At 44.5% G+C, this 11,750-nt stretch carries 11 protein-coding genes; 7 read left to right on the top strand and 4 right to left on the bottom strand.

The genetic code is table 11. The features are described from left to right. Positions 1 to 464 precede the first annotated feature (464 nt). The 3 genes from Q1B04_RS18735 to Q1B04_RS18725 all read left to right on the top strand — a co-directional run bounded on the left by Q1B04_RS18735 (position 465) and on the right by Q1B04_RS18725 (position 1,355). The gene (locus Q1B04_RS18735; protein WP_299761994.1) at positions 465 to 683 is read left to right on the top strand and encodes a hypothetical protein; all 219 of its coding nucleotides are present in this window, start codon (positions 465 to 467) and stop codon (positions 681 to 683) included. Between the two features lie 102 nt (positions 684 to 785). Continuing rightward, on the top strand, positions 786 to 965 hold the full coding sequence (locus tag Q1B04_RS18730) for a hypothetical protein (RefSeq protein WP_299761991.1): 180 nt from the start codon (positions 786 to 788) through the stop codon (positions 963 to 965). A gap of 126 nt (positions 966 to 1,091) precedes the next feature. Continuing rightward, positions 1,092 to 1,355 carry a hypothetical protein gene (locus Q1B04_RS18725; RefSeq protein ID WP_299761988.1) on the top strand — a complete coding sequence of 88 codons (264 nt, stop codon included), beginning with the start codon at positions 1,092 to 1,094 and terminating at the stop codon, positions 1,353 to 1,355. 55 nt (positions 1,356 to 1,410) lie between these two features. Here Q1B04_RS18725 and Q1B04_RS18720 read toward each other — a convergent pair whose 3' ends face one another. Next, positions 1,411 to 1,797 carry an Hsp20/alpha crystallin family protein gene (locus tag Q1B04_RS18720; RefSeq protein ID WP_299761985.1) on the bottom strand — a complete coding sequence of 129 codons (387 nt, stop codon included), beginning with the start codon at positions 1,795 to 1,797 and terminating at the stop codon, positions 1,411 to 1,413. Positions 1,798 to 2,626: 829 nt separating this feature from the next. Between Q1B04_RS18720 and Q1B04_RS18715 the strand changes: the two genes are divergently transcribed. From Q1B04_RS18715 to Q1B04_RS18700, 4 genes are all read left to right on the top strand, one after another. Continuing rightward, positions 2,627 to 4,054, top strand: a complete 1,428-nt coding sequence (locus Q1B04_RS18715) for a T9SS type A sorting domain-containing protein (protein ID WP_299761982.1) — start codon at positions 2,627 to 2,629, stop codon at positions 4,052 to 4,054. Between the two features lie 293 nt (positions 4,055 to 4,347). Continuing rightward, on the top strand, positions 4,348 to 4,977 hold the full coding sequence (locus Q1B04_RS18710) for an OmpA family protein (protein ID WP_299761979.1): 630 nt from the start codon (positions 4,348 to 4,350) through the stop codon (positions 4,975 to 4,977). Positions 4,978 to 5,230: 253 nt separating this feature from the next. Beyond that, positions 5,231 to 5,965: a hypothetical protein gene (locus Q1B04_RS18705; RefSeq protein WP_299761976.1), complete on the top strand. Its 735-nt coding sequence runs from the start codon at positions 5,231 to 5,233 to the stop codon at positions 5,963 to 5,965. 369 nt (positions 5,966 to 6,334) lie between these two features. Continuing rightward, entirely contained in the window at positions 6,335 to 6,748 is a 414-nt protein-coding gene (locus Q1B04_RS18700; RefSeq protein WP_299761973.1) for a hypothetical protein, read from the top strand. Positions 6,749 to 6,974: 226 nt separating this feature from the next. Here Q1B04_RS18700 and Q1B04_RS18695 read toward each other — a convergent pair whose 3' ends face one another. The 3 genes from Q1B04_RS18695 to Q1B04_RS18685 all read right to left on the bottom strand — a co-directional run bounded on the left by Q1B04_RS18695 (position 6,975) and on the right by Q1B04_RS18685 (position 11,413). Then, entirely contained in the window at positions 6,975 to 7,493 is a 519-nt protein-coding gene (locus Q1B04_RS18695) for a transposase (protein WP_299761970.1), read from the bottom strand. 641 nt (positions 7,494 to 8,134) lie between these two features. Next, the gene (locus Q1B04_RS18690) at positions 8,135 to 8,893 is read right to left on the bottom strand and encodes an abortive infection family protein (RefSeq protein WP_299761967.1); all 759 of its coding nucleotides are present in this window, start codon (positions 8,891 to 8,893) and stop codon (positions 8,135 to 8,137) included. Positions 8,894 to 9,028: 135 nt separating this feature from the next. Beyond that, positions 9,029 to 11,413, bottom strand: coding sequence for a ribonucleoside-diphosphate reductase subunit alpha (locus tag Q1B04_RS18685; RefSeq protein WP_299761964.1), 2,385 nt, complete (start codon positions 11,411 to 11,413; stop codon positions 9,029 to 9,031). Between the last annotated feature and the right edge of the window lie 337 nt (positions 11,414 to 11,750).

The following is an 11,750-nucleotide window of genomic DNA, read 5'->3' as shown; positions in this document are numbered from 1 at the left end:
TGAGACAATGATACGAGTGGCTATGATTCACTTGATGCTTAAAAAATTATCAAAATAAAATCAAAACAGCCTCTTAGTGCTTATGAAATAATTTGAGGAGCAGAGCAAACGCTCACCAGTAGGGCTTGGTTGGTTTAAGGTGTGCAGCAGGTTTTGTAATGAGTTTTGCGCTAAATATGCGGGGGAGCCAACAGGAGTTTCAGCCTTAATTTATAGGAATATTTAAGTATAGAGTATCTGAGTTATTCTGGCCTGCTTTTTGCACTATTCCATCCGAGTGGTTTTAACTGTTTAGGTGCCGATAATTTCTCTGCAAAGGTGGAAAATGTAGATATTAGCTTTAAAATGCTGTTTATCAGCTGTATGATATTATAAAGAATCTGCTTGCACTCTGCTCATTTTTTGAAACATAAACTAGGGTATATGCCGTTAAAATACCAGGAGATTGAAGGGATATGAAATTAATGAGGAATATAACGTTAGATAAGTATAAATTATATGCCGGTGGCACGCCAAGAAAGATCTTTAGTGTAGCTTATGAAGATCTTACGACGCTGATATATTACCAGGATGAGAACAATGTGTTTAAACTTGTGATTGCCAAGGAAGACGACCCGCCTATAATTGTAGAAAAAGGTATTACAAGGGCCGAGGCCTTTCGATTGATGAATACCCGCCCGTAGCCCGGACGGGTATTTTTTTGCCCTGCATCTCTGTTTCCCCTCCGCCTATCTATTTGGCTAAACATGCAACTTGTATTTAGTAAGGCCTGCGTATAAGCAGGTATGAACCTCAGCAACACGTACTACAAAATTGCGCTGATTGGCATTGTGCTTAGCCTGCTGCTGCAGCTGGTGCTGTTCTTTGCCGTTGACCCTTACCTGGCTTCAGTGGTTTCGCCATTCTATCCTGTTTGGTTTATACTTCTGGTAGTGGGTTGGCGAAAGGAGCATCCTCGCCGTTAGGTTAATCCTTCCCGTATTTGTGAGCTAAACTGGAAGTATAAAAATGAATCTGTAAAAGCCCGGTAGCTGCTGTTCGGGCACTTTTTATGCAATTTTATACTTATAAGGGTGTAGCCAAAGAATATTATGGATAGGACCCAAGAAAAGATAATGGCCGACGAAAACCATGTGCAGCACATGTTCTTGCGTGTAGAAAACAATGATGTAGTATGTTTACTTAACATTGCCGGCCACCCGTACCGCCTCCGCGAACTGATATTTATGATGATAGAAAATGGATGCATTGTGATGCAAACAACTTCAGACGGCTTCAACACCTTTGAATATGATCAAGAAACTGTTGAGGTGCACGATTTTCTTACATCTATCATAAAAGCGAAGTTTTTATAAAAGCTGCTTGCAAGCATTGAAAGAAAAAGGCTGCCATTGGGCAGCCTTTGTTGACTTATAGGAGTTTAATCTCTATTTCGCGTGGTTGGTTTATGCTTTCAAAGTATGGGAGCCTTACCTGTAGCTGTCCGCCTTCATGTACGGCCTCTATTCGGCTGAGGTCTACCTGAGGAGGAAGTATAAACGTTCTATTGAAAAGAGGTGCAGCCATTTCAGGGTTCTCCTGACTGTGTAGCACGGAGAATAATGTGAGCTGGTTGTTGTGCAGCACCACCTTATAAGACTCCGGATTTACACCAGCAGCCCATACGTTAACAACCGCGCCTTTTTTATATTTCTTAATATCAACATACGTCTCGCTTACACCCCCGCCGATAGTATTTAGTAGGTTGATCTGGTGTGCTATATTCTTTAAAAACTTTTTGTCTTTTATCAATTTCATCTCTTTCTGCTTCTAAGTTCCTATGCTAACTAAGTTGCAAAGGAGATGCCAATTTCGGCTAAGCTCTCCTATGGTGCTGTGTGCCCTTATAGAGTGTCAAAATGGCTTTGTATGATGTTTTAAGAAGTTTTTTGAGCGTCAAGCTGTCATGTAACATAAGCTGAAAGTGGAGCGGTTGATAGTGCTGTATAGTTAAATCAGTAGCTATTATTCTTATGCTTCTTTAAGCAGCAACTCTCTGGCTTTTTTAGATTTCAATATCTGAAAAATATACTCCAGTCTATTTTTGGGAATATTATTATTAAATCGGAATGCTTGTTCCCATATATGGAAAACCTTGACATGAATTGCACTTCTGGTTGAAAAAAAATAATCTTACTTAAAGAACATGCTTAATGAATTGATAATATATAAACACCTTATTTTCAGTATATTAATTAATTTCAATGTAATTAGATATACCTATTGTTATATTGTATAAGTTAGGTAAAATAGTTGGTTTGGCACATTGGCATACTTCTTTCAATAGAGATATACGAACGAAACGAAGTATAATACCATGAAACAACTTTACACCTTTATATCAGCACTTTTCCTTTTTGCATTCTCTGCACAAGCACAGGTAACTCTTCACCATGAAAACTTTGACGGCAGCTTAAGTGGAGTAGGCGTAAATAATTCAACTTACTGGTCTGTCAACCCTGCTGTAGCTAGTAATTATCCTCAAGCATCAGGAGGCAGAGCGATTGTTACAAATACAAGCTCTAGAAGTCTGAAGCAGCTTTATATAAGCGGCATTAACACTCAAGATTATAAATCTATAAGTGTTATGTGGGCAAATGTAAAAGGTGGCAACGGAGGAAATGCTAAACCTACAGTAAAACTTTACTATAGCATTAACAGCGGGCAAACTTATAATGAGGTATCAGGCTGGTTGGGAAATACAACTATCAACAATGACTCTTGGAACCTAGTTAATGGCGGCAACTTTATATCTCTGCCTGCTGCTGCTGAAGGATCTGGCAATTTGATTCTTCGTTGGGATATTACTACTCCTACCAATAAATATTATGGTATAGATGATATAACTGTTATAGGCACACCTGTAAGCGGTATATCAACATTCGACTGGAATAATAGACCTGTAGGTGAAAACCCTTTTGCAGTGTCTTCTGGCAAGGATAACCCTTACATTGTAAATGGTATTGCTTTGAAATGGACTGGGGTATCTAGTGCTAACGTTACTAAATACGGAGTTCATAATGACGAGTATCAAAGCGGCACAAACAGTTTTACCCTTCAACAGCAGAATGCTAATAATTCAAATCGTTATACTACAATTACTTTGGAGTTAAGTGAGCCAGTAATAGATCTAAGTTTCACTTTGTTTGATATTGACAGAAGTCAGAACCAGTTTCGCGACAAAATAGAAGTTCAGGCTTACATTTATGAGACAGCGGTTAATCTGGATGAAAAAAGAGTTGTTGTTACTACTAAGAATGAGTTTAGAGCCAATAACATTGTGTCTGGTCAAGCAAGTGCCACAGATGCTGTTGCTAGCTCTGCTGATGGTAACGTTAAAATATCGTACAAAGAATATGTTAATAAGCTGGTTATTAGGTACTATAATGAAGAGCCAACTATTTCAATTTCAAACGGTTTGCAAGGCGTGGCGATACACAATATTTCATGGAGAAATGAGTACATAGCTCCCCTTCCGGTTGAGCTGATGTACTTCAAAGGTGCTGTACAGGGCAAAAATGCCAGCCTTACCTGGGCAACAGCACAGGAAATAGACAACGAGAAGTTTGTAGTGGAGCGTAGCCTCGACGGAAAGAGCTTTAAAGAAATCGGAGAAGTAAAAGGCAACGGAAACAGCAGCTCACGCATTAACTATTCTTTCACAGACACAAACCCGGCAGAAGGCGTTAACTACTATCGTCTGCGCCAGATAGACTTCAGCGGAACTGAGGAGACTTCTAACGTAGTTGCTCTGCAGTACAAGGGTGCAGCCCAAAACCTAAACGGCAACATCGCCAAAGTATACCCTACTATAGCAAGCAGCGAGGTAACTGTTAGTCTGGCCGTGAGCAATGCGCAAATCACAGTACTAGATGCTAATGGCCGCCAGGTAGCGCAGTACAGCAACGTGAGCCAGGATGTAGTGGTGCCTACAGCTAGCCTGCAGCCAGGTATGTACTTTGTAAAGGTTTCTGATGGTACACAGCACCAGACGCAGCGCTTTGTAAAGCAATAATATAGATATAGGTACAAGATTTTATTTCGTTCGACTGCGAAGCCCTGACCCTCTAGGAGGTGTTAGGGTTTTGCTTTTTAAGGCCACCTTAGCCAGCAGCAAAAGTATAAGCTGTTGGATACTTGCCAGATAATTAAGAAACAGATGCTGTCTGAGAACGTGCTAGAAAATTAAAATCATACTCCTTAGTACAGTCTCCGTTCCATACTTTAGGAAGGCTTTCAGCAGTATAAAATAACTATGCTGTCTGTGCTCCGTAGTTTTTAGTATAAATCAATGAACAAATAAGAGCTATGAAAAAGACTGCATTACTAATGATTATCGGTGTAGGCGTACTAGGTGCCTGTAATAACCCGGAAGGCGGCGTGGAAAACGATACCATGACCGAGGCTACCGCAGACTCTGCCGTTGTGTATGACGATGAACAGGGACGCCTGGAAGCGGACGCTGTAGAGATTATAGACGTAGGAGAAGATTTTTGGGCTAATATAGATTGGGATGCGCCTGTAACAGAGGATCCTGAGCTGGCAAGCGCAGATGTAGAAATGCGTGCCAGCAACGAGTATAATATTTATACCATGGATGATCGTGTTCTCTTTGATACTGATAAGGCGCAAATCAGAGCAGAAGGTGAGCAGAAACTGCAGCAGTTGGCAGATAAAATAAAAGACCTGCCGCAAAACGCGCCTATCCGTATATTTGGCCACGCCGACGCCCGTGCCAGCAACGAGTACAACGAAGAACTTTCTAGGGAGCGTGCCAACGCAGTAAAAGACTGGCTTCAGAGCCAGGGAGGCATACAGGCTGATCGTCTCTCTATAGAGGCAATGGGCGAATCTGCGCCAAGGGCCACAAACGAAACAGCTAGAGGCCGGCAGCTAAACCGCCGTGTGGCCATTGTGGCCGTAACCCGCGAGCAGTAGCCATAACCTAAATCATACTTAGCAAAGTTAAACCGAAAACCTGGTGCTATGCCGGTGGCTTAACTTTGCTTTTTATACTTTACAGCTTAGCCAGCAGCTGTTTGATGCTCAAATCAAATGAGAGAAGTATACATGCCTCCATTTCTTAATCATACATAAACTACCTTCTTCAAAAGGGGCGGGAATCTTTAAACCAGGATTGCATACGCAGGAGCTACTTGATTACCGTGTATTACCATTGAAAGCTATCGTTATGAAAAATTTCAAACTCATAAAATTTAGTCTGCAATGGTTTCTTTTCGGGGCTTTAGCCATACTAAGCTGCGGGTGCGACAATGATGATAACAACGGCGACAATGTTAACCCGGCAGAGACCTTGACCTTTACTTTTGAGCAAAGCGCTGAGGGATGGGAAGGCGGTGTAGCCGATTTCCCGAAGGATTGGGACCGGAGCAGGCTGGAGTTTGAATTCGAGAACGAAGAACTTCCTGCCGGAGTAGGTGAGACTGGCAAAAGCCTTAAAATTTCGGGCAGAAACATCAGTGATGACCTGTTCATGTTTATGAAGAAGCAGGTAACAGGCCTTGAGCCCAACCATTCTTATGCTGTTACATTTGAGATTGAACTAGCCTCTTCGTACCCAGAGCAATCTGTAGGTATAGGTGGCAGCCCTGGAGCGAGCGTGTTCCTAAAAGCGGGCGGCGCGTCCATAGAGCCAATGCCAGTAGAGCAGGACGATAACATCAGGATGAACATTGATAAGGGAGGCCAGTCGAGAGGTGGAGAAAACATGCTGGTTCTAGGCAACGTCGGCATACCCGGCGATGAATTTGAATACCGATTAATCCAACGGAATAACTTACAGGAGCCAATCGAGATAACCTCTGATAATGACGGTAGCCTGTGGCTGATTATCGGCACAGATTCCGGATTCGAAGGAACAACTACGTTATACTATAGTACCGTAGAGATAACCTTAGCCTACTAAACGGGCTGCTTTTGTGCCTTTACAAATCAATTGGCTATACTTTTATTGCTCCCTTATACTTCCACTTGGTCGGATGGCGTCTTCTGCTGAGGCAAATCATTGTTCAAACTGCTAAATCTGAACTTTAATAAATAGAAGTTATGGGCTGGTTAGCGAAAATGATGATGTGGTTTTAGTATAAGCTGGCTACTGAAGCAGCTGTAGCAAAGAGCGGGTAGTACTATACCTAAATATATGCATGACGAGTAATTGATGTAGCTACTGCTATTTTGTTCTTTTTTGTATAACTTTGCAGACGCAAGCGCTGCGTGAGCTCTTCATTTGTATTTTTCTGTTTAGAAGTCCTTTGGCTAATGTGCCACGGGCAAGATGCACATCATGCAAGTATACTTCAAAAATGACTTCGTCACTTTTTCTTACGACAAGGAAGCTCGGTTAGGGAAAGCTGAGTGGAGGGGGCATTTAAGAGGGCCTGAGCTAAGAGAGGCTTACCTTATGGTGCTTGACATGATAGATCGCTTCTGCCTGTCCAGGTGGTTGGGTGATGATCGGAACATGGAGTCTATTGCGCCTGATGACCTGCAATGGAGCCTGGATGTATATGTTCCTCGCGTTGCGGCAAGCTCCTTGCTGCGCATGGCCCGGCTGCCTTCTGCATTCGAGGCTAACCGCCAGGCTGTAGAAATGATGATTGATAAAGGCCAGTCTTTCGACATAGACCTGGTGCTGCGCGATTTCTCTAACGAGCAGGCTGCCATGGAATGGCTTATGAAGCCGCTCTAGCTTCTAAATCTTGCAAGCTGTTGGCAGAAGTTTTATACTTACAAATTAAGCGTACTCTGTACCTGCAGTGCTATTTTTCATAAACGTGAAAGTATAAATCCCTGCTTCCTTTTCTCCCGCCACTCTTGGTTATCAACTACTAAAATTCCTGTTTGGCCTCCGTCATTATACTTGCTTTATCCAGGTGCGCGAGTTTTGGCTTAAGGATGCTGCCGGCTAACTGTCTTTACTCCAGATAATGCGTGAGGAACCCGAAATCATCTTTGTTTTTAAAATAGAATCTTGCTGATGAGAATAAGTAGTCTTCAGGAAGAGAAGTAAGCTGCCACCTTTCCTGAACCGGATTGTGGTGTATATAGTCTAGTTTCTGCTCCGTAACAGCAACAGAATAGCAGTAGATCGACAAAGGATTACGCTCCCACAGCTGGTGGTGGCGGTCGTTCGCATCTACTCTAAACCTCTCCAGCACCAGAGGGTGATGTTTAACGAGATCATACTTTATTTGCTGTGCAGTATACTTCAGAAAATCCCGCTGTACGTCTTCCCGTTTATGGGGCTCCTCCATTTTCCAGAGCAGGTGCAGGTGGTTTGGCATGATCACGAAAGCGTATACTTTTACCCGCTTCTGCTCTACCAGATAGCGCAGGCTGTTGATTATAATCTGTTTATACTTGTCGGGCTTTAGCAGGTGCTTCCACTCCAGAATAGTGGCTGTGAAGAAAGCGATATGCTGTTGCTCATGCATTTGCTGAGGTACTGGTTTGTATATCCAGATGTTGCGCCATGGCTCCCCTGCTCTCTTTACTGTACCACTTTATTAAATCAACTTTCTTATCGCCTGTCGTTGCTGCTATTCTCGACGTTTTCGTATTACCTGCCGAGCCTGCAGTTGCCTACCCGCTGTTAGTGTTCACCTGCCGTCCTGCCGTTGTTGGTGTTTTCACCAACAACCACTATGGGGTGCGAATAGTAGTAGCCTATACTTTCTTGCTGTAGATATCAGGTAGCTGAGGTTGTAGCTGATTGTCGCTTCACGGCTTCTGCTAAGAATGTTGGTGTCACTGCTGCTGGGTTTTAGTTTGCCGTTTTGCCGTTGTTGGTGTTTTCACCAACAACCACTATAAGCTAGCCAATAGTAGTAGCTTTTACTCCTGCACGTATGGCTTTGGCTGTGGGAAGTATAGGTTGTGTCTGCTTCGTTGCTGCCGTCTTAGTTGTTGGTGAAAACACCAACAACGGAGGAGATCTTTGGCTCGCGGGACTTCGCGGTGTCCGAAGGTCCGCGAGCGTCTGGTGGAAAGGCTGTTACGTTTCTTCGTGGCTGAGGGCGTTGGAGGAGTTAGACGCTCGCGGATCATAAAGACACCGCGAGGTCTGTTGTCAGTATTAGTTACTTGTGCTTTTCAATAGCGTCTCTTGATGCGTTTGTATAAGAAATGAAGTTATTGATCCAGCTAAATTGACAGCCAATTCTGCGTGTCTTTTGTTTGCTTTATAACCTCCCTTTGGTTGACCATGAGCATCACTCAGTTCGTTTCGCAAAGATGCAAAACCATGAACAGTTGTTTGAACTCCACTAAGAATTTGCTTTAATATACCTTCATTGTGAAGCTGTGGAGCAAGATTTAAACAGCGGGCAGTAGTCTTAAAAAGCTTTGGTAAGTCATAACTATCGTCATATTCAACATTTCTTTCTTTGAGTATTTGTTTACAAACTGATTCAAGTAATGATCTTGCTGCAGTAATCGCACCATCAGGATCTGCTTCTCTTCTATCAAGAGCTTTTCCCCACATATGATAGACGGTATCGCAGTCAAAACTTTCTACTGACTGATTTATTATGTTGTCATGTAGATACAGTTTATCCCCTTCTAAATATGCAATTAAAGGCTCAAACGCTTCTCTGATGTAATCACGTCTTTCAGCATATGTGCTATATCGGCTCTTGATGTATGGCCAAAAATCATTTAACATTCTACAGGATGTCACAAACTCTGGAAGCAATGCTTTTGTAAAGCTATTGGCAACAAATTCTCCTCTGAGATTAATATACTCTTCTCCATCTTCTTTTTTGTCTTCTCCAGTTGCTAGTCTGGTTAAGAGCATTCGCAAGTTCATTGCTTTATTAAATATATTATTTTGCATAAAACTATGTTGATGTTGTTATGATAGTATAAGCAACAGTATTCCACCCGCTAACAGGACGCCAGCGGTAACATGGAGTATATAATAGGTAGGAAAACGAAGAAGGAGGACAATATGCCCTCCTTCTCTAGTTATTTACGATCCGCAAGCTTCGCAAGCGTCTGGGTTATCCAGGGAGCAGCTCATGTCGCTGCGGTTCTGGTCTTGCTGGCTGTATACCGGCGATAGCGTTTCGGCTGCCTGTTTCTCTACCGTAAACTTGATGGCGTCTACAGCAGATTTGGTGCGCAGGTAGTACATACCTGTTTTCAGACCCTTCTTCCAGGCGTGGAAGTGCATAGATGTCAGCTTACCGAAGTTCACGTTCTGCACGTGCAGGTTTAGCGACTGGCTCTGGCAGATAAAGGCACCACGGTCGGCACTCATATCAATCACGGCACGCTGGCTAATCTCCCACACTGTTTTGTAGAGGTCTTTGATGTGCTGCGGAATGCTCGGGATATCCTGAACAGAACCGTTGGCCGCTATGATGTCGTTTTTCATCTTATCGTTCCAGATGCCCAGCGCGATCAGGTCTTTGAGCAGGTGCTTGTTCACCACCATAAACTCTCCGGACAGCACGCGGCGCAGGTAAATGTTAGAAGTATAAGGCTCAAACGACTCATTGTTACCTAAAATCTGTGCCGTAGAGGCAGTAGGCATAGGCGCTACCAGCAGCGAGTTACGCACACCGTGCTTCATCACGTCCTGGCGCAGGCTTTCCCAATCCCAACGTCCGCTCTCAGGCGTAACATCCCACATATCAAACTGGAATTTACCTTCTGCCAAAGGCGAACCTTTAAAAGTCTCGTACGGGCCAAATTTCTTCGCCTGGTCCTTAGAGGCCGTCATAGCGGCAAAGTAAATCGTCTCAAAAATATCCTTGTTCAGCCCCTTCGCCTCGTCGCTCTCAAACGGCATACGCAGCTGAATAAAGGTGTCTGCCAAACCCTGCACGCCTAACCCGATTGGGCGATGGCGCATGTTAGAGTTTTGCGCTTCTGGCACAGGGTAATAGTTTATGTCGATAACCTTATTCAGGTTAACAGTAGCATGATAGGTTACATCAAACAGCTTCTGGTGGTCGAAGGTCTTATTACCCTGCTCGTCTTCTTTTATATAACGTGGCAAGGCCAACGATGCCAGGTTACAAACCGCTACCTCGTCTTCGCTGGTGTACTCCATAATCTCGGTGCACAGGTTAGACGATTTGATGGTGCCCAGGTTCTGCTGGTTAGACTTACGGTTTGCGTGGTCTTTGTACAGCATGTATGGCGTACCTGTTTCAATCTGCGACTCCAGCACATGGAACCATAGCTCCTGCGCTTTCACTGTTTTGCGGGCGCGGCCCTCACGCTCATACTTCTCGTACAGGCGCTCAAAGTCTTTGCCCCAGCAGTCGCCCAAGCCAGGCGCTTCGTTCGGGCAGAAAAGGCTCCAGTCGCCGTTCTCTTCCACGCGCTTCATAAACAAGTCCGGCGTCCAGAGGGCGTAGAACAGGTCGCGGGCACGGTTTTCTTCTTTACCGTGGTTCTTCTTCAGCTCCAGGAAGTCGAAGATATCGGCATGCCACGGCTCCAGGTAAATAGCGAAAGCACCTTTACGTTTGCCACCGCCCTGGTCTACGTAACGGGCTGTATCGTTAAACACCTTCAGCATTGGGATGATACCGTTGGATGTGCCGTTAGTGCCTTTAATGTATGATCCTGTGGCACGCACGTTATGGATGCTCAGGCCAATACCGCCGGCGCTCTGCGAGATTTGCGCGCACTGCTTCAGGGTATCGTAAATGCCCGGTATGCTGTCGTCCTTCATGGTTAGCAGGAAGCACGAAGACAGCTGCGGCTTAGGCGTGCCGGCGTTAAATAATGTTGGCGTGGCGTGCGTAAACCATTTCTCGGACATGAGATTATAAGTCTCGATGGCAGATTCGATGTCCTCCTTATGGATACCCACGGCCACACGCATTAACATATGCTGCGGGCGCTCCACTATCTTGCCATCCAAACGTAGCAAGTATGAACGCTCCAGTGTCTTGTAGCCGAAGTAATCGTAGTTGTAGTCGCGGTCGTAGATAATAGTAGAGTCGAGCAGGGCTGCGTTCTTACGCACAATCTCATACACGTCTTTGGCAATCAGCGAGGCATTCTCCCCTGTTTTAGGATCTGTATAAGTATACAGGCGCTTCATGGTGTTGGAGAACGACTTGCTTGTAACCTTGTGCAGGTTAGAGATAGCCACACGTGCCGCCAGCACGGCATAATCCGGGTGCTTGGTGGTAAGCGATGCAGCTGTCTCGGCGGCAAGGTTATCCAGCTCCACGGTGGTTACGCCATCGTAAATACCGTCAATAACCTTCTTGGCCACCTCAATCGGCGACACATAGTCCATGTGCAGACCGTAGCACAGTTTCTCGATGCGTGCGGTAATCTTATCGAATTTGACGGACTCGCGTCTGCCGTCTCGTTTAACTACTAACATAGCGTATACAATTAGCGAGGGTGAAGGCCTCGGGTGGTTAATAAAAGATATATAAAAAGCCTCTGCCGATGCAGCAGGCGGTTATACTTCAGAGAGACATACAATTAGCCCATACGTACACAGAAGTGTAAGCCGTTGCAGTACAAATGATGATGCGTAAAGCCAAATGCTTTTACTATATAGCAGGGTAGAAATGCCCTGTTGGTTGGCGGTGTTGCCAGCTATGTTCCCGGTGGTAGGCTATGAGGTCGCTACTGTTGTTTCTGCTGCCCTCCGGTAGAAGAGTAAGTTCAGGTGGGGAAAGAAGGTGTGCTTTCTCCCTTTGGCCACCTAAACT

This window comes from uncultured Pontibacter sp., from assembly GCF_947495565.1.
Taxonomy (GTDB): Bacteria; Bacteroidota; Bacteroidia; order Cytophagales; family Hymenobacteraceae; genus Pontibacter.
This window is presented reverse-complemented; position numbering and strand designations above follow the sequence as displayed.